Below are 22,388 nucleotides of genomic sequence, written 5' to 3' on the forward strand. Positions count from 1 at the left end.
GGCACGACGACGGGCGGCGCCCCGGGGTCACCGAGGAGCGGCGACCGCGTGCCCGGCGTCGCGCAGCACCCGGGTGGCCTGCTCGAGCCGCACCTCCGGGATCAGCACGAGGTCCGCGTGGAACGTGGACGCGACGAACACCGGCACGCCCGCCTCGCCCAGCGGCCCGACGACGGACGCGAGCACGCCCGACGTCTCCAGCCCGTGGGCCGAGCCGTAGAAGCCCGCCCACCGCTCGGCGTCGTCGAACGGCGAGGCGTGCCGCACGACCGTGAGCCCTTCGGGGGCGCGCACGAGCGCGACCCACTCGTCGTCCTCGGGGAACGTGGCGCCCGGGACGTGGCCGAGCAGGAAGCGGTCGGGGACGACGTGCAGGTCGAGCGAGGTCATGGCCGCACGGTAGCGGCGGGCGCCCACACCGGGGCGTGGCGAGACGACGGGCCGCTCGCCGGACGAGGGCGGCGGGCGGGTACCGCGACCGGCACGGAGCCGCGCGTCAGCGGGCCAGGCGCTCCACGACCGCCCCGTACAGCCACGGCGCGGCGCTCGCGGCGGGCACGATCGCGCGGCGGGCGGGGCTGCCCGCCCAGGCGAGCAGGCCGGAGGTGAGGACGCGGTAGTCGCGCGTGGCGCGGGACCAGGCGCGCTCGTACGCGGCCGGGTCGTCGAGGTGGCGCACGGCGGCCTCGGCCTGGGCGAGCCCGACGCGCACGCCCTCGCCGGTGAGCGCGTCGACGTACCCGGACGCGTCGCCCACGAGGCGCACGTGCCCGGCGGTGCGGCGTCGGGCACGCTGGCGCAGCGGCCCCGCGCCGCGGACGCGCCCGAGCACGGGGGCGTCGCGCACGCGGTCCGCGAGCTCGCCGAACGCGTCGAGCCCGTGGTGCGCGTCCGGGGGCGCGCCGCGGGCGCCGTCGCGGTGGGTGAGGACGGCGACGCCGACGACGTCGGGCGCGACCGGGGTGACGTACGCCTCGGCGTGCGGTGCCCAGTGCACCTCGACGAGGTCGCTCCACGGGGCGAGCCGGTAGTGGGTGCGCAGGCCGAACCGGGCGCGCCCGTGCGGCGGGGCGTCGAGCCCGGTCAGGCGGCGCACGGTGGAGTGCAGCCCGTCGCAGCCGAGCACGCGGGCGGCCCGCACGACCTCGTCCGCGCCGCCGTCCGGCCCCGGGTTCTCCCCGGCGGGTGCTCGCGCCGCGCCGAGCACGACGTCGACCCCGCGGGTGTCCTGGCGCAGCGCGCGGAGCGTGGCGTGCTCGATCGTGACGCCCTCGGCGAGCGCGCGCTCGCGCAGGGCGGCGTGCAGCGCGGTGCGCCGCACGCCGCGGCCCGGGCCGGCGGCGAACGGGTGGTCGGCGTGGCGGGTGGCGTCGCGGTAGCTGATGCCGGCGAGCGGGTGGCCCGGCGGGTCGACGCCGAGGGCGAGGACCGCGGCGAGCGCGCCGGGGAGCAGGCCCTCGCCGCACGCCTTGTCGATGACGCCCGCGCGGCGGTCGACCACGAGGACGTCGTGCCCGGCGCGGCGGGCGTGCAGGGCGGCGGCGAGCCCGACGGGCCCGCCGCCGACGACCAGCACGTCGACGTCGCGGTCGGTCGCGCGGCGTGCGGTCGACCGGGGAGGGGTCACGGCACGGCCGGGTGCGCGGCGGCGCCGCCCGCGGTCGCGCGGGCGAGGGCGCTCTCCTCGGCGGGGATGCGGAAGCGGGCGAGCAGCACGGCGTTGAGCAGCGTGAACGCGACGGCCGTGATCCAGCACGAGTGCACGAGCGGCAGCGCGACGCCCTCGACCACGACGGCGACGTAGTTGGGGTGGCGCAGCCACCGGTAGGGGCCGCGCGCGACGAGCGGCAGGCCCGGCACGACGATGACGCGCGTGTTCCACCGCGGCCCGAGGGTCGCGATGCACCACCAGCGCAGGCCCTGGCTCGCGAGCACGAGGACGAGCATGGGCCAGCCGAGCCACGGCAGGAACGGCCGGTCGGCGAGCCACGCCTCGGCCACGCACGCGAGCAGCAGCCCCGTGTGCAGGGCGACCATCGCGGGGAAGTGGCCGCGGCCGGACTCGACGCCGCCCCGGGCGAACGACCAGCGGGCGTTGCGCGCCGAGACGACGAGCTCGGCGAGCCGCTCGACGGCGGTGGCACCGACGAGCACCACGTACCAGGCGAGGCTCATCCCTGGCCCTCCTCGGCTCGCGCGACCGCGTGCCCGGCCGCGTGACCGGGCCCGTGCGCCCGGCGGGGGCCGCGGCCGTCGAGCCGCAGCAGGACGAGCTCGGTGCTCACCCCGGGCCCGAACGCCATGAGGACGGCCGGCGCGCCGGGCGGCACGTCCGTGCGGGCCAGGGTCGCGCCGAGCACGTGCAGCACCGACGCCGACGACAGGTTCCCGACGTCGCGCAGGGACGCCCGGCTGAGCGCGAGCTCCTCCTCGGCGAGTCCCAGGGTGTCGCGCACCGCGTCCAGGACGCGCGGGCCGCCCGCGTGCACGACCCACGCCCCGACGTCGCCCGGCTCGAGGTCGTGCTCGGCGAGCAGGGCCTTGACGTCGCCCAGCAGGTGCGCCCCGATGAGCTCGGGCAGACGCGCCGACAGCACGATCTCGAAACCCGTGTCGCCGACGCGCCACCCCAGGTCGCCCGTCGTGCCGGCGTGCAGGTGCGAGCGCGAGTCGACGACGCGCACGCCCCGGGCGCGCGCGCCCGCGCCTGCCCGTCCGTACGGGCCCGGGCGGCGGGCGAGGCGGTGCTCGTCCCCGACGAGGACGGCCGCCCCCGCGCCGTCGCCGAACAGGCCCGACGCCACGATGTTCGCCGTCGACGGGTCGGTGCGCTGCAGCGTCAAGGAGCACAGCTCGACGGCGACGAGGAGCGCGACGTCGCGCGGGCGCCCGCGCAGCAGGTCGTCCGCCCGCGCCAGGCCTGCGGCGCCCCCGGCGCAGCCCCACCCGAACGACGGCGTGCGGCGCACGTCCGGTCGCAGGCCGAGCCGGGCCGCGACGAGCACGTCGAGCGTCGGCGCGCCCACGCCGGTGACGGTGGTGAGGACCACGTGGTCGACCTCGTCCGGGCGCAGGCCCGCGTCGTCGAGCGCCGCGCGGCACGCCTGCTCCGCGAGGTCGGTCCCGAGCGCGAGGAAGGCGTCGTTGGCGGAGCCGAACGACAGCCCGCCGTAGTCCTCCAGGGGCAGCGCGAGATGACGGGTCTCGACGCCCGCGTGGGCGTGCAGCCGGCGCGTGAGCGCACGGCGCACCGGGTCGTCGGTGAGCAGCTCGCTCGTGACCCGGGAGATCTCGTCCTGGCGGTACGCATGCGCGGGAAGCGAGGTCCCGACGGCGACGACGCGCGACATGCCCGCATCGTCCCACCGGCCCGGTCCGCCCGCGCGGGGGGAGGGGGTAGCCGCGACGACCGGCCCGGGCGCCGGGCGCGCGACCCGGCGGCGGGCTAGGTTGCCGCCATGGTGACCGGTCGCTCGCGAGGACTCGTGCGCGGCCTCGTGGTCGCGAGCCACTTCCCGCCCACCGTGATGGTCACCGCGTTCGCCCTCGCGCTCTCCGCGGGCATCGGCGCCGGCGCCCGCACCACGACGCTCGTCGCGCTCGCCGTCCTCACCGGCCAGCTCTCCGTCGGCTGGTCCAACGACTGGCTCGACGCACGCCGCGACGTCGCCGTCGGCCGCGCCGACAAGCCCGTGGTCACGGGCCTCGTCACGGCGGCCACCCTGCGCGCCGCGGCGCTCGTGGCGCTCGGCGCGTGCGTCGTGCTGTCCCTCGCGACCGGGCTGCTGCCCGGGGTGGTGCACGTCGTCGCCGTCGGGGTCGCGTGGTCGTACAACGCGCTGCTCAAGGCCACGTGGTGGTCCTGGGCCCCGTACGCCGTCTCCTTCGGGCTGCTCGCCGTGTTCGTCGTGCTGGCCGCCCCCGGAGCGGGCCGCCCCGCCCCGTGGGCCGTCGCGGCCGCCGCGCTGCTCGGCGTCGGCGCGCACGTCGCGAACACGCTGCCCGACCTCGAGGACGACGCCGCCACGGGCGTGCGCGGCCTGCCGCACCGGCTCGGGCGCCGCGCGAGCTCCGTGCTCGCGCCCGTGCTGCTCGCCGCGGCGTCCGCGCTCGTCGTGCTCGCACCGCCCACGCCCCCCGGCCCCGTGATGTGGGCCCTGGGCGCCGTCGCCGTCGTGCTCGCCCTCGCCGCCGGCGCCGTCGGGGTCGTGCGCCCGCGCAGCCGCGCCCCGTTCGCGCTCTCCATGGCCGTCGCGGGCGTGTGCGTCGTGCTGCTCGTCCTCGCGGCGCCCGCCGTCGTCGTGCCCGGCTGACGGTCAGCCGGCATGACGGTCAGCCGGCCGCGCGCACCAGACCCTCGACCACGGCCGCCGCACCCGGGGACGGACGCTCCCCGTACGTGACCGCGAGCACGCGCCGCGCCGCCCCCGGCAGCGCCCGCACCGTCACCCGCGGGTCCCGGTGCGCCCGCAGCGCCAGCGCAGGCAGCAGGGACACCCCCACGCCCGACGCCACGAGCGCCTGCACCGCGACGTAGTCGTCCGTCTCGAACGCGACGCGCGGCGTGAACCCCGCCCGCTCGCACCGGCCCACCAGGTCCGCCCGGCACCGCTCGCAGCCCGCGATCCACGCCGCGTCCGCGAGCGGCGCGAGGTCCACCGCCCCCTCCACGGACGACGCCGCGGCCCCGTCCGTGGCGGAGCGCGTGCCGGGGTGCGTCCCCGGGTGCGGGCCTGGGTGCGGGCCGGCCCCCGCCTGCACGAGGAACAGCTCCTCCGCGAGCACCGGCACCGCGCGCAGCCCGTCCACGTCCAGCGGCGACCGGTCGTGCTCGAACACCAGCGCCACGTCCACCGCACCGCGCCGCAGCGCGTCCAGCGCCTCCGGCGGCTCCGCCTCCACCAGCCCCACGCCCAGACCCGGGTGGTCGCGCGCCAGGCGACCCACGACGTCGGGCACCAGCGTCGCCAGCGCCGACGGGAACGCGGCCAGACGCACCCGACCCGCCGACAACGACACCAGGGCGTCCAGCTCCTCGCGCGCCGCGCCCACGCGCCCCAGGATCTCGTCCGCCCGCGCCGCGAGCAGCCGACCCGCCGCCGTCAGCCGCACGCCCCGGCCGTGCCGCTCCGTCAGCGGCACCCCCACCTCCGCCTCCAGGCGCGCCAGATGATGGCTCACCGACGGCTGCGCGTAGTGCAGCGCACGCGCCGCCCCCGTCACCGAGCCCTCGCGCGCCACCGCCGCCAGCACCCGCAACCGCGTCAGGTCCACGTCCACACCCTCCTGCGCGAAGCATAGATCCCGTCGATCGGTCGCCACAGAACAGGCATTGGACCGATGAGACGCCTCGCGGCACCGTGGACCCATGCCCCCCGCAGACCTCGCCCCGCCCACGATGCGCGACGTCCTCGACGCCCGCCGCCTCCTCGCCACCCACCTCCAGCCCACCCCCACCCGCAGCTACCCCGCGCTCGACCGTGCCACCGGCACCCACGTCGTCGTCAAGCACGAGAACCACCAGCCCACCGGAGCCTTCAAGGTCCGCGGCGCCCTCAACCTCCTCCTGCGCCTCACCCCCGACGAGCGCACCCACGGCGTCACCGCCTTCTCCACCGGCAACCACGCCCAGGCCGTCGCCCACGCAGCCCGCACCACCGCCACCCCCTGCACCATCGTCATGCCCACCCACCCCAACCCCACCAAGGCAGACGCCGTCCGCGACCTCGGCGCCCGCCTCGTCCTCACCGGCACCACCTTCGACGACGCCCGCGAGCACGCCACGGCGCTCGCGGCCGAGGACGGGTCCCGGCTCGTCAGCGCGGCGAACGAGCCCCTCCTCGTCGCCGGGGTCGCGACGGCGTACCTCGAGCTCCTCGCCGACGCGCCGGACCTCGACGTGCTCGTCGTCCCCGTGGGCGGGGGGAGCGGCGCGGCCGCGGCCTGCCTCGTCGCCCAGGCGCTCGCCCCCGGGCTCGAGGTGGTCGCCGTGCAGTCCGCCGCGTCGCCCGCCGCGCACGACTCGTGGCGCGCGCGCGACCTCGTCGCCCGGCCCAACACCTCGCGCGCCGAGGGCCTCGCCACCGGCACCGGCTTCGCGCTCACCCAGGCCGTCCTGCGCGAGCACCTCGACGACTTCGTCCTCGTCGACGACGACACGATCGACCGCGCCGCCGCGCTCTACCTCACCGCGGCGCGGACCGTCGCCGAGGGCGCAGGCGCGGCCGCCCTCGCCGCCGTCCTCGCCGACCCCGACCGGTTCGCCGGGCGCCGCGTCGGCGTCGTCTGCTCTGGGGGGAACGCGAGCCCGGCGGAGCTGCGCCGCGTCTCCGCGCACCTGCCCCGTTAGCCGCCTCGGGGCGGGGCGCGCGACGACGGCGGTCCCGGCGGCCGGACCGCGGACCCGGGCCTAGGCTCGCCCCATGGCCCGCTACCTCGACGTGCACCCCGACAACCCGCAGCCGCGCGCGATCGCGCAGGTCGTCGCCCTCCTCGAGGACGGCGGCCTCGTGGCCTACCCGACCGACTCCGGCTACGCGCTCGGCTGCCGCATGGACGACCGCGAGGGTGCCGACCGCATCCGCCGCATCCGCCACCTCGACGACCGGCACCACTTCACGCTCGTGTGCGCCGACTTCGCCCAGCTCGGCCACTTCGTCATGGTCGACAACGCGGCGTTCCGGTCGATCAAGGCGGCCACCCCGGGCCCGTACACCTTCATCCTGCGCGCGACGTCCGAGGTCCCGCGCCGCCTCGCGCACCCCAAGAAGAAGACCGTGGGCGTCCGCATCCCCGGGGACACCGTCGCCCAGGCCATCGTCGCCGCGCTCGGGGAGCCGATCCTGTCGAGCTCGCTCATCCTCCCCGGCTCGACCGAGGCGCTCACCGACGGCTGGGCGATCAAGGAGGAGCTCGACCACGTCGTCGACGCGGTCGTGGACGGCGGCGAGCGGGGCAGCGCGCCGACGACGGTCGTCGACTTCTCCGACGGCGCCCCCGAGGTCGTGCGCGTCGGCGCGGGCGACCCGTCCCGCTTCGAGTAGGACACTGCCGGGCCGTCGTCGCGGCCACCCCGGACGGGATCGGCCGCGCCCGCCGGCCGCTCAGGCCCGCGGGCCCAGGAGCAGCCGCAGCCGCTCGCGGTCCACCGGGTCGACGAGCGCCCCGCGCTCCTCGCGCACCCACCAGTCGCCGGTGCGTCGCCGCTCGGCGCGCGTCGTGTACCGGTAACGGAAGACGCGGGCCCGCACCCACCGCGGGGCGGGGCCGTCGGGGTCGTCGGCGAACGGGTCCGCCGCGAGCAGGCGCAGGGTCGGGCGGTCGGCCTCCAGGAGCCGGAGCAGCAGCACCTCGAACCACCGCGTGCCGGGCGACCCGAGCGCGAGGAACCACATCTGCCAGTCCAGCCGCAGGTGGTAGGGCGCGACCTGCGGCGGGCGGCGCCCCACGTTGCCCGGCTTGCCGCGGAACGCGTACTCGACCCAGTCGTCGGGACCGGGGGAGCGGGCCGTCGTCCCCTCCACGACCACCTCGTCGCGACGCCGCGAGACCGAGCCGAACGCGCCGTACGCGTTGACGAGCCGGAACGGCTCGAAGCTCGCGTTCATGAGCTGCCGACGCGCGACGAGGTTGCGCGCCGGGCGCACGCCGAGGACGAGCAGGAGCACCGACACCGCGAGCACCGCCACGACCAGGGCGACCGGGCCGCCCAGGGCGGCGCCGCCGTCGGGCGCCGGATCTTCGCCGCGCCCGAGCGCGGGTACGAGCCACGATCCGACCGCGGCCCACGCGCCGTCGCTCACGACGCCGAGCCCGAGCACGATCGTCAGCCAGTTCAGCCACGCGAAGTTGCCCGTCACGAGCAGCCACGCCTGCGTGAGCACCACGACCCCGCCCGCGACGCTCGCGACCGGCTGCGGCGCGAAGAGCGCGAAGGGCACGACGAGCTGCGTCACGTGGTTGCCCGCCACCTCGACGCGGTGCCACCACCGCGGCAGGTGGTGCGCGTGCCACGAGAACGGGCCGGGGAGGGGCTGCGTCTCGTGGTGGTATTCCAGGGCCGTGAGGTCCCGCCACGCGCGGTCCCCGCGGAGCTTGATGAGTCCCGCGCCGAGCTCGACCCGGAACAGGCACCAGCGGGCGAGGAGCAGCACGAGCAGCGGGGGAGGGGCGCCCTCGCCGGACGAGCCCAGCCACCCCACGAGGAACGTCACCTCGCACAGCAGCGACTCCCAGCCGAACCCGTAGAACCGCTGCCCGACGTTCACCACCGACAGGTAGACGGCCCACAGCACGAGGAAGGCGAGCGTCGTCAGCCACCACGGCCCGCGCTGCGGGACCCCCACGACGAGGAGCGCCGCCAGTCCTGCCGCGCCCCACGCGAGCGCGATGACGAACCGGTCCGAGCACCGCCACCGGAGCACGCTCGGGGCGTCGCGCCACGTCGTGCGCGCCACGAACGTCGCGGCGGGCAGCAGCCCACGCTCGCCCAGCAGCGGGCGCCACTGCCGCACGACGACGAGGAACGCGACGACGAGGATCGCCGCCGTGCCGCGCTGCAGCACCTCGCGCGCGACGTCGTAGCCGGGCGCCCAGAACCACGACCCGAGCCAGGTCGCCACGTCGTCGGGCAGGACGTCCGCCATCTGCCCACGGTAGGGCTGTGAGCCCTGTCTCACCCGCGGTCCGGCCGTCCCCGCGCCGGGCCACGACCGCGTCGCGCCCCTACCATCGGGGCATGAGCAGCCAGGGCCTGAGCCAGTCCACCGACCGCATGCGCGACGCGGGCGTCGCGCCCGCCGCCATCGACGTCTTCGCCCGCTTCTACCGGCTCCTCGAGTCCGGCGCGACCGGCATGATCCCGGAGGCCGACGTCGAGCCGCTCACCGACGTCACGCACCGCGACGAGCTCGAGGTGCCCGAGGACGCCGCCCGCGAGGCGCTGCGCCGCACGGCGGTCATCAAGCTCAACGGCGGGCTCGGCACGTCGATGGGCATGGACCGCGCCAAGTCGCTCCTCACGGTGCGCGACGCCGACCCCCAGCACCCCGACGGCGGGCCGCTGACCTTCCTCGACGTCATCGTCGCGCAGGTGCGCGCCGCGCGGCGCGCGACCGGGGCGCCGCTGCCGCTGCTGCTCATGAACTCGTTCCGCACGCAGGCCGACACGCTCGCCGCGCTCGCCCCGCACGACGACCTCGCCGTCGGCGACCTCCCGCTCGACTTCCTGCAGAACCGCGAGCCCAAGATCCTCGCGAGCGACCTCACGCCCGTCGACTGGCCCGCCGACCCGGAGCTGGAGTGGTGCCCGCCCGGCCACGGCGACCTGTACACCGCCCTCTACGCGTCCGGCGCGCTGCGCGCGCTGCTCGACGCCGGGTACCGCTACGCGAGCGTCTCGAACTCCGACAACCTCGGCGCCGCGCCCGACGCCGCGATGGCCGGCTGGTTCGCCGCGAGCGGGGCGCCGTTCGCCGCCGAGGTCGCGCGCCGCACGCCCGCGGACCGCAAGGGCGGCCACCTCGTCGTGCGCCGCAGCGACGGGCGCCTCGTCCTGCGCGAGACGGCGCAGACCCCGGCCGAGGACCAGGACGCCGCCGCCGACATCAGCCGGCACCGGTACTTCAACACCAACAACCTGTGGTTCGACCTCGAGGCGCTGTCGGCCGAGCTCGACCGCACCGGCGGGGTGCTCGAGCTCCCGCTCATCAAGAACACCAAGACCGTCGACCCGACCGACCCGTCGTCGGCCGAGGTCGTGCAGATCGAGTCCGCCATGGGGGCCGCGGTCGAGGTGTTCGACGGCGCCGTCGCGATCGAGGTCGGCCGCGACCGGTTCCTGCCGGTGAAGACGACGAACGACCTCCTCGTGCTCCGCTCGGACGTCTACGACCTCGACGACGCGTACCGGTTCGTCGCGCGCACCGACGCGCCGTTCGTGGACCTCGACCCGGCCCACTACAAGACCATCGCCGCGTTCGACGCCCGGTTCGACGACGGCACCCCGTCCCTGCGCGCGGCCCGCTCGCTCACGGTGCGCGGGGACTGGACCTTCGGCTCCGGCGTGACGGTCACCGGCGAGGCCGAGCTCGCCGACCCGGGCGGCTCCGCCCGCGTCCCCGACGGCGCCGTCGTCGGCCCGGACGGCGTCAGCGCCTGACGCCGGGGGAGAGCCTGGGTCGGCCGAGGTAGAGGCGTGGTCGGCCGGGATAGAGGCTAGGTCGGCCGGGGTAGAGGCGTGGTCGGCCGAGGTAGAGGCCCGGTCGGCCGGGGTAGAGGCGTGGTCGGCCGAGGTAGAGGCCCGGTCGGCCGGGGTAGAGGCGTGGTCGGTCGGGCGCTGCACGCGCCGGGCGGGTGCGCTGCCCTCGGCTCGCCTCGGCTCGCCTCGGCTCTCGGCCCGACGGCGGTGGCGGCCCGGCTTGTCGTGGTCGCCTGCGCCGACGGGTCGAGCGAGCAATCGTCGGTCTGCGGGCAGATCGGTTTCGCGCGACGACGGCTCTTCTTCGCGTGACCGGGCCTCTACCTCGCGCGACTACGGCTCTATCTCCCTGGACTACGGCTCTACCTCGGCCGACCACGGCTCTACCTCGCGGTGTGCGGGGTTCCTGCGCGGGCGCGCTCAGGCGGGGACGTCGACGACGCGGCTGTCGCCCCGGCGCGCGACGAGGGCGCCGGACGACGCGGCGGCGAGGTCGGCGTCGAACCGGTCGAGCTCGGCCGGGGGGACGAGGACGGTGAACGCGGCCGTCGTGCCGTAGTCGACGCCCTCGAGCGTGCCGTGGTGGTGGTCGCACCAGTCGCGCAGGACGCCGTGGAGGCGCCCGGCGTCGGCGTGCGGGGCGTCGACGTGCACCGCGGTGAGCACGGCGCGGCGCACGGGTCGCGCGAGGTCGAGCGCCTCGCTCACCGCGCTCGAGTAGGCGCGCACGAGGCCGCCGGCTCCGAGCAGGACGCCGCCGAAGTATCGCGTGACGACGGCGACGACGTCGGTCACGTGGCGGTGCCGCAGCACCTCGAGCATGGGGATGCCGGCGGTGCCGGAGGGCTCGCCGTCGTCGGTGGAGCGCTGCTGGTCGGCGTGCGGGCCGACGACGAGCGCGACGCAGTGGTGGCGCGCGTCCCAGTGCTCCTTGCGCACGCGCGCGACGACGGCGTCGGCCGCGGCGACGGACGGGACGGGGGAGAGGTGCGCGAGGAAGCGGGACTTCTTGACGACCAGCTCGTGGTCGACGGGTCCGGCGATCGTCCCCCACAGCTCCCCGGTGCCCGCGCTCACCCTGCGAGCCTAGCCGCGACGGCGCCCGGGTCGGTCGTCGACCCGGGCGCCGTCGGTGGGCGTCGTGGCGGTCAGTCCGTGCCGGACTCCATCGCGGCGCGGTCGAGGAGCGCGTCGTCGCCCTCGGCCATGCCGCGCGACGCGATGACCTCGGCGCCGCCCTCGGGCATCGCGCCGATGAGCTCGGTGGACGCCTGCACGGCGCCGATGAGCGCCGCGTGCGTGGTGCCGACGATCCCGATGCCGGCGTACTGCTCGAGCTTGGCCCGCGAGTCGGCGATGTCGAGGTTGCGCATGGTGAGCTGGCCGATCCGGTCCATCGGGCCGAACGCGGAGTCCTCGGTGCGCTCCATCGACAGCTTGTCCGGGTGGTAGCTGAACGCCGGCCCGGTGGTGTCGAGGATCGAGTAGTCCTCGCCGCGGCGCAGGCGCAGCGTGACCTCGCCGGTGACGGCCGTGCTGACCCAGCGCTGGAGCGACTCGCGGATCATGAGCGCCTGCGGGTCGAGCCACCGGCCCTCGTACATGAGGCGGCCGAGGCGGCGGCCCTCGGTGTGGTACTGCGCGAGGGTGTCCTCGTTGTGGATCGCGTTGACCAGGCGCTCGTACGCGGCGTGCAGGAGCGCCATGCCGGGGGCCTCGTAGATGCCGCGGCTCTTGGCCTCGATGATGCGGTTCTCGATCTGGTCGGACATGCCGAGCCCGTGACGGCCGCCGATCGCGTTGGCCTCCTGGACCAGCGCGACGGCCGACTCGAACTCCTCCCCGTTGATCGTCACCGGACGGCCCTGGACGAAGCCGATCGTCACGTCCTCGGTCGCGATCTCGACCGCCGGGTCCCAGAACCGTACGCCCATGATCGGGTCGACGGTCTCGATGCCCGTGTCGAGGTGCTCGAGCGTCTTCGCCTCGTGCGTCGCGCCCCAGATGTTCGCGTCCGTGGAGTACGCCTTCTCGGTGCTGTCCCGGTACGGCAGGTCGTGGGCCAGCAGCCACTCCGACATCTCCTTGCGCCCGCCGAGCTCCGCGACGAAGTCCGCGTCGAGCCACGGCTTGTAGATGCGCAGGTGCGGGTTGGCGAGCAGCCCGTAGCGGTAGAACCGCTCGATGTCGTTGCCCTTGAAGGTCGACCCGTCGCCCCAGATCTGGACGTCGTCCTCCTGCATCGCGCGGACGAGGAGCGTGCCCGTGACCGCGCGGCCCAGGGGAGTGGTGTTGAAGTACGCGCGTCCGCCGGAGCGGATGTGGAACGCGCCGCACGCGAGCGCGGCCAGACCCTCCTCGACGAGCGCGGCGCGGCAGTCCACGAGGCGCGCGATCTCGGCGCCGTAGGCGGTCGCACGACCGGGCACGGAGCCGATGTCGGGCTCGTCGTACTGGCCGATGTCGGCGGTGTAGGTGCACGGCACCGCGCCCTTGTCGCGCATCCACGCGACGGCGACGGACGTGTCGAGGCCCCCGGAGAACGCGATCCCGACGCGCTCTCCCACGGGCAGGGAGGTGAGAACCTTGGACATGGACACGAGTATGCAGCATTCTGCATACGTATTCAATTCGGTGTTCAGGGAGCCGCGGCGGGCCTGGCGGCGACACGCCCGCCAGTCGCTCTCGACACAAAAAGTGTGCCAAGCGGTAGGGTCCACCCATGCCCGACGACGCGACGCCACCCACCAGCCCGGACACGACGGGCCGACCGACCTCCGACACCAGCACCGGCACCGGCACCGCGTCCCGCTACCCGCGCCCCACCGTCACGCTCGACGAGGCCGAGTGGGTGTGGCGCCTGCTGGCGACGGAGGCGATGGTCGAGGCCGCGAAGCCGGAGACCGTGCGCCTCGCGGTGATCGCCGGCCTCACGCGCGCCACGGGCGCGCGCTACGGCGACCTGCTGCGCTGCACGGTCGACGCGATCGACCTCGGCCCGGCGACGGAGCGCGCGGGGGAGGGGAGGGTCGTGCTCACGCACGGCAAGCACCGCACGGTGCGCGAGCACGTGCTGAGCGCGAGCGTCGTCGTCGTGCTGCGTCGCTGGATGGCGGTGCGGAAGGTGCTCGCGGCGGACCTCGAGGGGTCGGTGCCGCGCGCGCTGCTGCTCACGGTCCACCACACGCACGACAACGGCGTCACGGTGTCCAGCGGCCTGCCCATCACGAAGCAGGGCCTCGTGCTGTCGTGGCGGCGGTTCGTGCACCGCACGAACGCGCGCTACGGGGCCGTGCGGGCGCCGCTCCCGACGCGATTCGAGCAGGTCCGGCGGGCCTGGGTCGAGGCGTCAGCCCCGGCGGGGAGCGGGATCGTCGCCGGGCCCGGTCTCGGCGACGACGCCGGGCGGGACGCCCTCCTCGCCGCCGAGCTCCTGGAACAGCGTGAGGTGGAGGCCGGCGGGGGCGTCGAGGCGTGAGTTGAGCGACCCCCAGGGCGTGCGCGTCGGCGGGGCGACGAGCGACGCCCCGGCGGCGACGGCCCGGTCGGTCGCGCCCCCGGCGTCGTCCACCTCGAGCGCGACCCGGAGGTGCCCCGCGACGCGACGCCCGACCTCCAGGTCGTCGATCGCCCGCACGTGCCCGGGGGAGGCGATCTCGAGCGTCGCGCGCCCGACGTCGAGGATCGCCACCCGGTCGTCCTCGCCGTCCGCGTAGGCGATCTGCTGGGGGAGGCCCAGGACGTCGCGGTAGAACGCGAGGGCGGCGTCGTAGTCCTCCGCCTCGACGACGAGCCGGAGCTGGCGGACGGGCGGCGGTGCGGCGTGCGGATCGGTCATGCCGCGACCTTACGCTCCTCTCAAAATAAATAGTGTGCCAAGCGCATTAACACCACCAGCACCCCGAGCGAACAGCTCACCAACCAGCCCCGAAAAGCGAGGACCCCGCCACGACTCGCGTGGCGGGGCCCGGTCGCCGTCGGGACGACGGCGGTGGAGAGGGAGCGGGGTCAGGGCTGACCGGCCGCCGCCTCCTCGGCCTTGCGCGCGGCGCCGGCCTCGGTGCGCGCACCCTCGGTGGAGAGGTCGCCGCCCGTCGACTCGAGGTGCGCGCGGACGAACCAGTGGAAGAGCTCGAGGTCGTGCAGGTGCCCGATGAGCAGGTCGTTGGTGACGTCGTCGAGCTCCTCGGTCGCGGCCGCTGCCTCGCGGTGGTCCGTGATGACGCCGACGTACACCTCGTCGAGGGCGCCGAGGTGCGCGATCGTCGAGGCGCGACCCAGGGAGTAGTCCTCCCAGGTGCGGGCGGCGACGAGCGCGCCGGGCGTGCCCTGCGGGGAGACGCCGAGGGTCGCGATGCGCTCGGCGGTCGCGTCGACCATCGCGCGGACGGCGTCGACCTGGGGGTCGATCATCTCGTGGACCGCGATGAAGTGCGGGCCGACGACGTTCCAGTGGATGTGCTTGAGCGTGAGCTGCAGGTCGTTGAGCGCGTGCAGCCGCTCCTGGAGGATCCCGGCGACCTGGGCCCCTTCCTCAGGGGTGAGCGACGGGACCGTGTACTTCGGCAGGTCGGAACGAGCAGCCATGGGTTGCCTCCTCGGGGTCGGTGACGCGCGCCGGGACGGCGGCGGGACGACGGCGCGGGTGCCGTCTGCGTCCATCGTGGTGCCGGGGCGCGGTCCTCGCAGGACGAGTGCTCAGTCCCGCGGCCGCACGAGCAGGACGACGCCGAGCACGGCGAGGCCACCGAGCGCCGCCGCGACCGCGGACGAGACGTCGGCCAGCGCGACCGACCGCACGGCGAGCGCGACGACGAGCAGCGCGGCCTGGAGCACGACGACGCGGCGCAGGTCGGGTGCGAGGGCGCGCAGCTCGGCGCGCGCTCCGGGCGGCACGTGATCGCTCCACCATGCGGCGCGGAGCACGAGGTGCCCGAGCGGGAGGAGGGCGAGGACGGCGGGGTCGAAGGGCGCGGTGCCGTCCACGAGGAGCACGACGCCGCCGACGAGGACGAGGAGGTGGGGCACGGGCGGGGCAGGGAGGTACGCGGTGACGATGCCGAGGCCGACGGCGACGCCCCACACGAAGGACGGGGCGAGCCCGGTCGTCTGGAGGGCGGCGGCCCCGAACCCGGTCGCGAGGAGGAGCAGGGCGGCGCGCGCCGTCCACGCGGGGAACGTGGGGCCCGTCTCGACGACGAGCCGGGGCGGCGGCCCGGCGGTGACGGTCTCGCGGCGTGTGGGCATCCTCATGGCCGACCGCCCGGGGTCGCGCCCGCGGGGTGCCGGTCGAGGCGTCGTGCGGCGAGCTCGAGCGCGCCGCGGGCGCCGTCGGCGTCGGGGGTGCCGTCGTACCAGCGGACGACGGTGACGCCCCGGCGGCGCAGGTCGTGGATGCGGGCCTCGCGCTCGTGGCGGGTGATGCGCCAGGCGACGGCGACGTGCTCGTCGACGTCGGCGACGCTGACGGGCGGGAGGACGTCGACGACGACGACCACGTGGCCCGTGTCGTGCCACTGGTGGGCGAGGCGGGGCGCCTCGTCGTCGAGGAGGGTGGAGAAGAGGTAGACGGCGGCGCCGGCCGCGACCTGGGGCGGCCGGTGGCGCGCGGTGGGGTCGCCGACGGGCCGGGCGAGGGCGAGCCCGTGGAGGATGCGGCGCAGGTGGCGTCGTCCGCCGCCGGCGCGGACGGGTCGGGCGAGGCGACCGAGGTCGTCCAGGGCGACGCGGTCGCCGTCGGCGAGGACGGCGTGCGCGACGGACGCGGCGGCGTGCCGTGCGAGGTCGAGGGACGTGGGCTCGTCGGGGCGCTGCTCGCCGACGCCGTTCCAGGTGGCGAGGTCGGGGGCGACGTCGTCCCGGGAGTCGACGACGAGGACGACGGTGGCCTCGGCGGTGCCGTAGGTGCGGCGGACGTACAGGGTGTCGAGGTCGGGTGCGCGACGGGCCGTGGCGCGCCAGTCGATGCGGCGCAGGCGGTCGCCGGGGCGGTACGCGTCGACGTCGCGGAGCTCGGTGCCGCCTCCGGGCCGGCGGGAGGTGCGGGGACCGGAGAGCCCGCGCAGGCGGGAGGACAGGGGCGTGCGGCCGAGCGGCGTGGCGCGGGGCAGGACGAGGCGCCGCGGTCCGGCGGCGACGTGCGGAGGCTGCTCCTCGACGCCGTCGGGCCCGTAGGCGGCGAGGTCGACGCGCAGGGTGTCGGTCGGGCCGGTGCGGACCGACGGGGCGTGCCAGGCGAGGTCGCGCGAGCCGCGCGTGACGTCGACGAGGCGTTCGGTGACGAGGCAGCCGGGGGCGACGCCGCGCAGGCGCAGCAGCTCGACGCCCGGAGGGACGTGGGCGTGCGTGCGCGCGGTGACGGTCCCGGGAGCCGCGGCGGGGTCGAGGGCGACGCGGAGCGTGACGGGCCCTCGCGGCCGGTGGGTCCAGCCCCAGACCGCGGCGAGGAGGGGCGCGACGCCGAGGAGCGCCACGTCGGGTCGGCGCGTGAGGACGCCGAGCGCGAGGAGCGTGGTGCCGAGGAGGAGGCCGGCACCGAGGTGGACGGTGGTGCGCCACGGCGGAGGCGCGTCGGGGTCCGGCGTCCCGGGGCCGGTCATGCGGCCCGGCCGACGGTGGCGGGTCCGGGGACGGTGCGCAGGAGGTCGTCGACGAGCGCCTCGGGGCGCAGGTCGGCGGCCCAGGCGCCGGGCGTGAGGGTGAGGCGGTGCGCGAGGACGGGGACGGCGACGCGCTTGACGTCCTCGGGGAGCACGACGTCGCGCCCGTCGAGCACGGCGACGCCGCGCGCGAGGAGCGCGAGGTTCTGGGAACCGCGGGGCGACGCGCCGACCTCGAGGTCGCGGTGGGTGCGGGTCGCGGCGGCGAGGTCGACGCAGTAGGCGAGGACGTCGGGGTGGACGTCGACCTGCTCGACGGCGGCCTGCATGGCGAGGACGGTGTCGCGGTCGACCACCTGGCGCACGACGGGGTCGTCGTGCCGGCGCGCGATGCGGCGGGCGAGGACCTCGCGCTCCTCGTCGCGGCCCGGGTACCCGACGGACAGCCGGACCATGAAGCGGTCGAGCTGGGCCTCCGGGAGCGGGTAGGTGCCCTCGTGCTCGACGGGGTTCGACGTCGCGACGACGTGGAAGGGCCGGGGCAGCGGGTACGTGGTGCCCTCGACGGTGACCTGGCGCTCGGCCATGGACTCGAGCAGCGCGGACTGGGTCTTGGGGGCGGTGCGGTTGATCTCGTCGGCGAGCAGGAGCCCGGTGAACACGGGCCCGGGCCGGAACTCGAAGGTCCGGGTCGCGGGGTCGTACACGGAGGAGCCGGTGACGTCCGAGGGCAGCAGGTCGGGCGTGCACTGCAGGCGCGTGAAGTCGAGACCGAGGGCGCGCGCGAGGCTGCGCGCGGCGAGGGTCTTGCCGAGCCCCGGCACGTCCTCGAACAGGACGTGGCCCCCGGCGAGGACGGCCGCGAGCGCCAGGGTGAGGGGTTCGCGGGCTCCGACGACGGCGGTGGCGACCTCGTCGAGGACGGCGTGGCCGTGCGCGGCGACGGTGGGGACGTCGAGGGTCGCGGGCGGCGTGGTACCGGGGTGGGTGGTCATCGGGGTGTCCCTTCGTCGGGGCGGTCCGGGGTGGTGGGGAGGCGGTCGAGGGCGGTGAGCCAGGCGCGCAGCTCGGCGGGGGTGGGGAGGCGTCCGGTGGTGGTGAGGTCGTGGGTGGTGCGGGCGACGCGGGGGCCGAGGAGGCGGGCGATGTCGGGTGCTGCCGTGGGGTCGTGGAGGGGTCCGGTGCCGTGGCGGTGGAGGGTCTGGTCGGTGAGGTGGCGCATGCGGCGTGCTGCGGAGGGGGTGACGCGTCCGTCGCGTCCGAGGACGGACCAGCCGAGGTCGGAGACGTCGCGTCGGTTGCCGTCGCGTCGGTGGGTGGGGAGGTGGGGCCAGACGGTGTCGCCGGCGTAGCCGGTGCGGTGTCGGAGCAGGGTGGCGGCGATGCCGAGGGCGGTGAGGGTGAGGGTGTGGGCGGGGGAGGCGCCGAGGGTGGTGAGGAGGATGCCGAGCCCGACGACGGTGGCAGTGGTGCGCAGGGTGGTCCGGTGGGTGGGGCGGAGGCGGGTCCGGTGTGCGCGGGGGTTCACGGTCGTGCTCGGTGGTCGGTGGGGGCGGCGGTGTCGGGTGGGGCGCCGAGGTCGGTCGCGATGCGGGTGAGGGCGTGGCGGGCGGCGTCGAGGTCGGTGGTGCCGAGGGGGTTCTCGCCGAAGCGTGCGCGGTGGTAGAGGCGGCGCAGGGTGGCGACGGCGTGGGGGTCGGCGGGTGTGCTGGTGAGGACGGCGGTGGTGAACTCGGTGGGGGTCTGGGCGGGGTCGCGTCGGGTGCCGGCGCGGGCGGCGGCGTGCTCGAGGGCGACCCAGGCGGCGACGACGGCGTCGTGGGGGTCGGCGTCGGGGGTGCTCAGGTGGGTGCGGACGCGGTGGACGGCGTCGCGGAGCTCGGGGACGACCTGGTCCTGTGGGAGGTGTGCGGTGTCGCCGGGTGGGGCGAGGAGGAGGTCGCGGTGGCGTCGTCGGACGAGGAGCCGTGGGAGGTGGCGGCGTGCGAGGACGACGAGGACCACGAGGAGGACGGCGCCGAGGAACCACAGGAGGTAGGTGTCGAAGGACATGCCGGTCGCGTCGACGGGGATCTCGATCCGTTGCGGTGCGGTGGCGGCTTCCTGGGGCACGTTCTCGGGCGGTGGGCCGGTGGGGTCGCGGGCGAGGCTGCTGAGCCAGGCGGGTGCGTCCCAGCTCCAGGGGGCGCTGGTCGCGGCGGCGAGGACGGCCGCGAGCGCCAGGGCGGTGACGGCGGTGAAGCGGGCCGGGCCGGGCCGGCGGTGGTCGTGGTCCCCCTGCGTGGTGGTCATGCGGGTCTGAGGGACTCGGCGTGGGCGCCGGCGACGGCGGCGGTGAGGAAGGCGGCGGGGTCGGTGTCGAGTCCGCGGCCCATGGTGGACAGGCGGACGGGGGTGTCGTGCAGGGCGTGGAGGAGGTCGGGTCCGGCGGGGACGTGGACGGGGTGGTGGCGGCCGGTGGGGGCGGCGAGGGTGTGGGCCTGGTGGGTGATACGGGCGGTGAGGTCGGGGCCCCAGCCGGGGAGGTTCTCGATGTCGGGGGCGGGGACGGGCAGGGGGAGGTCGCTGGGGGCGAGGGCGACGCGGCCGTAGGCGGTGAGGGAGTGGTGGGAGATGCCGAGGTGGCGGTCGCGGGGGTCGGCGCCGGAGACGCGCAGGGAGGCGACGGGTCGGCCGCGGAGGGTGGCGACGGCGTTGAGGGCTTCTCCGGCGGCGACGCCGGAGAAGCCCCAGCGGGTGCCGGTGCCGAGGTTGCCGGGTCCTTGGGCGACGACGACGAGGTCGGCGCCGGTGACGTGGTGGGCGGCGAGGAGGCCGGTGTGGACGGTGACGGCTTCGAGGTCGCCGCCGAAGGCTTGGCCGACGGTGATGCAGGTGTCGATCCAGCCGGTGTCGCGCAGGGTGGCGATGGTGCGGGAGAACGCGGCGGGCAGGGCGCCGCCGTCGGTCATGACGTAGGCGATGCGGGGGGTGGGGCGGCCTGCGAGCGCCGCGGCGTGGCGGGCGCCGGCGACGACGGCGGGCAGGGCGGAGTGGAGGTCGGCGACGACGACGGGGGTGTGGGCGAGGTCGTCGGCGTCGCGCAGGGTGTCGTGGTGGGGGGACTCCTGCTCGTCGACGCCGAGGACGAGGGCTTGCAGGGGGGTGTAGCGGGCCTTGACGAGGTGGCCGGGGCCGGGTGTGGGGTCGGGCGGGAGGGGGGTGGCGGGCTGGGCGGGGCCGACGACGAGGGCGTAGCCGCCGGTGCCGAGGCCGCGGGCGAGGGCGGAGACGTTGAGGAGGACGTGGTCGCCGGGGTGGGGGGTGCCGACGAGCTGGGTGTAGGCGAGGGCGCGCACGGTGGCGTGGGGGTCGTCGGGGCGTCCGGGCAGGGGTGTGTGGAGCTTGACGTTGAGCTCTTGGGCTCCGGTCCAGGCCTTCGCGTGCGACACCACGGTCGCGGTCCGCCACGTGATCACGCGGCACACCCTATCGACCGACTAGCGTGGTGCCGATGTCCGAGCCCACTGCTGCCTCCGCGTCCTCCGTCGCGTCGTCGTCGGGGGGTTCGTCGACGAACCCTGCGGCGCGTCTGCTGAACCTGGTGATCGCGTTGGTGAACACGAACGCGTCGATGACGAAGCAGCAGATCCGGTCGAGCGTGGCGGGGTACGGGGACGCCCCCTCGCCCGACGCGTTCGAACGGATGTTCGAGCGGGACAAGGACACGTTGCGCGACCTGGGCATCCCGATCGTCACGGTGGACGCGGGCGGGCACGCGGACGAGGTGGGGTACCGGATCGACCAGGACGCGTACGCGCTGCCGGCGGTGGACCTGACGCCGGCGGAGCTGGGGGTGCTGGCGCTGGCGGCGCAGTTCTGGCAGGACAAGACGCTGCGGACGGACATCTCCCGGGCGTTGACGAAGCTGCGGGCGGCCGGCGCGGGCGAGACCGCGATGGACGTCGTGGCGGGTCTGGCGCCGCGGGTGCGGGCGGTGGGGGACGCGTACGCGACGCTCATGGACGCGATCTCGGCGCGGCGCGTGGTGTCGTTCACGTACCGGGCGGCGAGCACGGGCGAGGTGCGGCCGCGCCGCGTGCAGCCGTGGCGCATCGCGGCGCGGCGCGGCGGCTGGTACCTGGTGGGCCTTGACCTGGACCGGGGCGCGCCGCGGTCCTACCGGCTGAGCCGGGTGGAGGGCCGTGTGCGGGCGTCGGGGCCGCGGGACGCGTTCGAGGTGCCGGCGCACGTGGACGTGGACGCGGCGCTGGGCACGCGCGACGCGGGCGGGCTGGCGCGCCTCGCGGTGGTGCCCGAGCGCGCGGGGGCGCTGCGGGCGCGCGGTACGGTCGTGGGCTCGGTGCCGGACGCGCGCGCGGGCGACGGCGCGGGCCGCGACGTGATCGAGGTGGCGTACGACGTGCGGTACGCGATGGCGGACGAGGTCGTGGGGTACGGGGACGCGGTGCTGGTGCTGGGCCCGCCGGACCTGCGCGAGGCGGTCGTGCGGCGGCTGCGCGACGCGGCGGGACTGGCGACGGGCCCGGCCGACGGCGCCGGGCAGGCGGAGGTGGAGCGTGGCTGAGCGCGCGGACGACCGGCTGGTGCGCCTGCTGGGCATCGTGGCGTACCTCGACGGGGCGGGCCCGGTGCCGGTGGGCGAGCTCGCGCGGCACTTCGGCGTCAGCGAGCGCCAGGTCCTGGACGACGTCGACGCCCTGTGGGTGTCGGGCACGCCCGGGTACTGGCCCGACGACCTCATCGACTTCGACGCGGACTCGATCGAGCGCGGCGTCGTGCGCCTCACCGAGGCCCGTGGCATGACCCGTCCGCTGCGGCTCGGCACGCGCGAGGCGGTCGCGCTCATCGCGGCGCTGCGCGCGATGCGGGAGACGGCGGCGGTGCAGGCCGACCCGGAGCGTGCGGGCGTCGTGGAGTCGGTGCTGCGCAAGCTGACCGACGCGACCGGGGAGGCCGCGGCGGCGCTCGACGTGCAGCTCGCACCCGAGGGCGACCCGCGCGTGGTCGCGGCCATCACGAGCGCGCTCGTCGCGGGCCACCGGCTGCGCATCCGGTACGTCACCGCCGCGGACGAGGAGTCCGAGCGCGAGGTCGACCCCGTGTCCCTGCACACCCAGGACGAGCACGCCTACCTGCTCGCGTGGTGCCACCGGGCCCGCGGGCGGCGCACGTTCCGCGTCGACCGCATCCTGGCCGCGACCGAGCTCGACCAGGCCGTCGAGGGGCACGACGTCGACCCCGACGTGGACTTCACGCCCACCGGGGACGCGCCCCTCGCGACCATCACGTTCGCCAGCCCCGCGCGCGCCGTGGCCGAGCAGGTCCCCGTGGAGTCGGTGCGCAACCTGCCGGGCGGCGCGTTCGAGGTGCGGCTGCGCGTCACCAACCCGGTGTGGCTGCGCCAGCTCCTCACCGAGCGCGCCCGCCACGTCCTGGCCGTCGAGCCGGCCGCCGTCGCGCAGGACGTGCGCGAGGCCGCGAGCGCCGCCCTGGCCGCGTACGCCCACCTGCCCGCCGACGCGCCGGGTGAGGCACCGCACGAGGGGAGCGGGCGCTCGGGCGAGCGGCCCGCTGACTAGGGTGGGCGG

At 76.3% G+C, this 22,388-nt stretch carries 22 protein-coding genes and 1 pseudogene; 7 read left to right on the forward strand and 16 right to left on the reverse strand.

What is annotated here, in order from left to right; translation table 11 throughout:
- Positions 1–27: 27 nt before the first annotated feature.
- The 4 genes from B8281_RS12965 to B8281_RS12980 all read right to left on the reverse strand — a co-directional run bounded on the left by B8281_RS12965 (position 28) and on the right by B8281_RS12980 (position 3,350).
- Entirely contained in the window at positions 28–390 is a 363-nt protein-coding gene (locus B8281_RS12965) for an ACT domain-containing protein (RefSeq protein ID WP_085388762.1), read from the reverse strand.
- A gap of 106 nt (positions 391–496) precedes the next feature.
- Entirely contained in the window at positions 497–1,627 is a 1,131-nt protein-coding gene (locus B8281_RS12970; RefSeq protein WP_085387934.1) for an NAD(P)/FAD-dependent oxidoreductase, read from the reverse strand.
- A complete protein-coding gene (locus B8281_RS12975) occupies positions 1,624–2,175 on the reverse strand; it encodes an isoprenylcysteine carboxyl methyltransferase family protein (protein ID WP_043654944.1) in 552 nt (183 codons plus the stop codon). Before B8281_RS12975 ends, B8281_RS12970 begins: the two co-directional genes overlap by 4 nt.
- On the reverse strand, positions 2,172–3,350 hold the full coding sequence (locus B8281_RS12980; protein WP_085387935.1) for a type III polyketide synthase: 1,179 nt from the start codon (positions 3,348–3,350) through the stop codon (positions 2,172–2,174). Before B8281_RS12980 ends, B8281_RS12975 begins: the two co-directional genes overlap by 4 nt.
- A gap of 108 nt (positions 3,351–3,458) precedes the next feature.
- Between B8281_RS12980 and B8281_RS12985 the strand changes: the two genes are divergently transcribed.
- On the forward strand, positions 3,459–4,313 hold the full coding sequence (locus B8281_RS12985) for a UbiA family prenyltransferase (RefSeq protein ID WP_085387936.1): 855 nt from the start codon (positions 3,459–3,461) through the stop codon (positions 4,311–4,313).
- A gap of 19 nt (positions 4,314–4,332) precedes the next feature.
- Here the strand turns inward: B8281_RS12985 and B8281_RS12990 are convergent, their stop codons facing one another.
- Positions 4,333–5,274 (reverse strand): LysR family transcriptional regulator, encoded by a 942-nt coding sequence (locus B8281_RS12990; RefSeq protein ID WP_232322566.1) that lies wholly within the window; start codon positions 5,272–5,274, stop codon positions 4,333–4,335.
- Between the two features lie 94 nt (positions 5,275–5,368).
- Here B8281_RS12990 and B8281_RS12995 point away from each other — a divergent pair, with 94 nt between their 5' ends.
- A complete protein-coding gene (locus tag B8281_RS12995; protein WP_085387937.1) occupies positions 5,369–6,349 on the forward strand; it encodes a threonine/serine dehydratase in 981 nt (326 codons plus the stop codon).
- A gap of 73 nt (positions 6,350–6,422) precedes the next feature.
- Entirely contained in the window at positions 6,423–7,043 is a 621-nt protein-coding gene (locus B8281_RS13000) for an L-threonylcarbamoyladenylate synthase (RefSeq protein WP_085387938.1), read from the forward strand.
- A 60-nt stretch (positions 7,044–7,103) separates the two neighbouring features.
- On the opposite strand, the gene B8281_RS13005 is transcribed toward B8281_RS13000, so the two are convergent.
- Entirely contained in the window at positions 7,104–8,645 is a 1,542-nt protein-coding gene (locus tag B8281_RS13005; RefSeq protein ID WP_085387939.1) for a lipase maturation factor family protein, read from the reverse strand.
- 92 nt (positions 8,646–8,737) lie between these two features.
- On the opposite strand from B8281_RS13005, the gene B8281_RS13010 reads away from it, so the two are divergent.
- Complete coding sequence (locus B8281_RS13010) at positions 8,738–10,159, forward strand: UTP--glucose-1-phosphate uridylyltransferase (protein ID WP_085387940.1); 1,422 nt, start codon at positions 8,738–8,740, stop codon at positions 10,157–10,159.
- Between the two features lie 459 nt (positions 10,160–10,618).
- Here the strand turns inward: B8281_RS13010 and B8281_RS13020 are convergent, their stop codons facing one another.
- Positions 10,619–11,275, reverse strand: a complete 657-nt coding sequence (locus B8281_RS13020) for a YigZ family protein (protein WP_085387942.1) — start codon at positions 11,273–11,275, stop codon at positions 10,619–10,621.
- Positions 11,276–11,346: 71 nt separating this feature from the next.
- On the reverse strand, positions 11,347–12,792 hold the full coding sequence (gene argG, locus B8281_RS13025) for an argininosuccinate synthase (RefSeq protein WP_085387943.1): 1,446 nt from the start codon (positions 12,790–12,792) through the stop codon (positions 11,347–11,349).
- Between the two features lie 284 nt (positions 12,793–13,076).
- On the opposite strand from argG, the pseudogene B8281_RS19885 reads away from it, so the two are divergent.
- A pseudogene (locus tag B8281_RS19885) lies at positions 13,077–13,472 on the forward strand (hypothetical protein); the annotation flags it as partial.
- A gap of 75 nt (positions 13,473–13,547) precedes the next feature.
- Here the strand turns inward: B8281_RS19885 and B8281_RS19890 are convergent.
- The 8 genes from B8281_RS19890 to B8281_RS13070 form a co-directional block, all read right to left on the reverse strand.
- Entirely contained in the window at positions 13,548–14,036 is a 489-nt protein-coding gene (locus tag B8281_RS19890; RefSeq protein WP_081600015.1) for a VOC family protein, read from the reverse strand.
- A gap of 170 nt (positions 14,037–14,206) precedes the next feature.
- Positions 14,207–14,785: a Dps family protein gene (locus B8281_RS13040; RefSeq protein ID WP_043654965.1), complete on the reverse strand. Its 579-nt coding sequence runs from the start codon at positions 14,783–14,785 to the stop codon at positions 14,207–14,209.
- Positions 14,786–14,896: 111 nt separating this feature from the next.
- Positions 14,897–15,451, reverse strand: coding sequence for a hypothetical protein (locus tag B8281_RS13045; RefSeq protein WP_144723204.1), 555 nt, complete (start codon positions 15,449–15,451; stop codon positions 14,897–14,899).
- Positions 15,448–16,797 carry a DUF58 domain-containing protein gene (locus B8281_RS13050; RefSeq protein ID WP_085387946.1) on the reverse strand — a complete coding sequence of 450 codons (1,350 nt, stop codon included), beginning with the start codon at positions 16,795–16,797 and terminating at the stop codon, positions 15,448–15,450. The genes B8281_RS13045 and B8281_RS13050 overlap by 4 nt, the downstream gene beginning before the upstream one ends.
- Entirely contained in the window at positions 16,794–17,792 is a 999-nt protein-coding gene (locus tag B8281_RS13055; RefSeq protein WP_085387947.1) for a MoxR family ATPase, read from the reverse strand. The genes B8281_RS13050 and B8281_RS13055 overlap by 4 nt, the downstream gene beginning before the upstream one ends.
- On the reverse strand, positions 17,789–18,325 hold the full coding sequence (locus B8281_RS13060; RefSeq protein ID WP_085387948.1) for a hypothetical protein: 537 nt from the start codon (positions 18,323–18,325) through the stop codon (positions 17,789–17,791). Before B8281_RS13060 ends, B8281_RS13055 begins: the two co-directional genes overlap by 4 nt.
- Positions 18,322–19,089, reverse strand: coding sequence for a DUF4129 domain-containing protein (locus tag B8281_RS13065; protein WP_085387949.1), 768 nt, complete (start codon positions 19,087–19,089; stop codon positions 18,322–18,324). Before B8281_RS13065 ends, B8281_RS13060 begins: the two co-directional genes overlap by 4 nt.
- Positions 19,086–20,255 (reverse strand): DUF3866 family protein, encoded by a 1,170-nt coding sequence (locus B8281_RS13070; RefSeq protein WP_085387950.1) that lies wholly within the window; start codon positions 20,253–20,255, stop codon positions 19,086–19,088. The genes B8281_RS13065 and B8281_RS13070 overlap by 4 nt, the downstream gene beginning before the upstream one ends.
- Before the next feature lie 155 nt (positions 20,256–20,410).
- Between B8281_RS13070 and B8281_RS13075 the strand changes: the two genes are divergently transcribed.
- The gene (locus B8281_RS13075; protein WP_232322567.1) at positions 20,411–21,364 is read left to right on the forward strand and encodes a YafY family protein; all 954 of its coding nucleotides are present in this window, start codon (positions 20,411–20,413) and stop codon (positions 21,362–21,364) included.
- On the forward strand, positions 21,357–22,379 hold the full coding sequence (locus B8281_RS13080) for a YafY family protein (RefSeq protein ID WP_085387951.1): 1,023 nt from the start codon (positions 21,357–21,359) through the stop codon (positions 22,377–22,379). Before B8281_RS13075 ends, B8281_RS13080 begins: the two co-directional genes overlap by 8 nt.
- Positions 22,380–22,388 lie beyond the last annotated feature (9 nt).

This window comes from Cellulosimicrobium sp. TH-20 (assembly GCF_002105775.1).
Lineage (GTDB): Bacteria > Actinomycetota > Actinomycetes > Actinomycetales > Cellulomonadaceae > Cellulosimicrobium > Cellulosimicrobium funkei.

Coding starts and splice junctions, on each gene's coding strand:
- B8281_RS12965 (WP_085388762.1), bottom strand. CDS start 390: ATGACCTCGCTCGACCTGCACGTCGTCCCCGACCGCTTCCTGCTCGGC.
- B8281_RS12975 (WP_043654944.1), bottom strand. CDS start 2,175: ATGAGCCTCGCCTGGTACGTGGTGCTCGTCGGTGCCACCGCCGTCGAG.
- B8281_RS12980 (WP_085387935.1), bottom strand. CDS start 3,350: ATGTCGCGCGTCGTCGCCGTCGGGACCTCGCTTCCCGCGCATGCGTAC.
- B8281_RS12985 (WP_085387936.1), top strand. CDS start 3,459: ATGGTGACCGGTCGCTCGCGAGGACTCGTGCGCGGCCTCGTGGTCGCG.
- B8281_RS12995 (WP_085387937.1), top strand. CDS start 5,369: ATGCCCCCCGCAGACCTCGCCCCGCCCACGATGCGCGACGTCCTCGAC.
- B8281_RS13000 (WP_085387938.1), top strand. CDS start 6,423: ATGGCCCGCTACCTCGACGTGCACCCCGACAACCCGCAGCCGCGCGCG.
- B8281_RS13005 (WP_085387939.1), bottom strand. CDS start 8,645: ATGGCGGACGTCCTGCCCGACGACGTGGCGACCTGGCTCGGGTCGTGG.
- B8281_RS13010 (WP_085387940.1), top strand. CDS start 8,738: ATGAGCAGCCAGGGCCTGAGCCAGTCCACCGACCGCATGCGCGACGCG.
- argG (WP_085387943.1), bottom strand. CDS start 12,792: ATGTCCAAGGTTCTCACCTCCCTGCCCGTGGGAGAGCGCGTCGGGATC.
- B8281_RS19890 (WP_081600015.1), bottom strand. CDS start 14,036: ATGACCGATCCGCACGCCGCACCGCCGCCCGTCCGCCAGCTCCGGCTC.
- B8281_RS13040 (WP_043654965.1), bottom strand. CDS start 14,785: ATGGCTGCTCGTTCCGACCTGCCGAAGTACACGGTCCCGTCGCTCACC.
- B8281_RS13045 (WP_144723204.1), bottom strand. CDS start 15,451: ATGAGGATGCCCACACGCCGCGAGACCGTCACCGCCGGGCCGCCGCCC.
- B8281_RS13050 (WP_085387946.1), bottom strand. CDS start 16,797: ATGACCGGCCCCGGGACGCCGGACCCCGACGCGCCTCCGCCGTGGCGC.
- B8281_RS13055 (WP_085387947.1), bottom strand. CDS start 17,792: ATGACCACCCACCCCGGTACCACGCCGCCCGCGACCCTCGACGTCCCC.
- B8281_RS13065 (WP_085387949.1), bottom strand. CDS start 19,089: ATGACCACCACGCAGGGGGACCACGACCACCGCCGGCCCGGCCCGGCC.
- B8281_RS13075 (WP_232322567.1), top strand. CDS start 20,411: ATGACGAAGCAGCAGATCCGGTCGAGCGTGGCGGGGTACGGGGACGCC.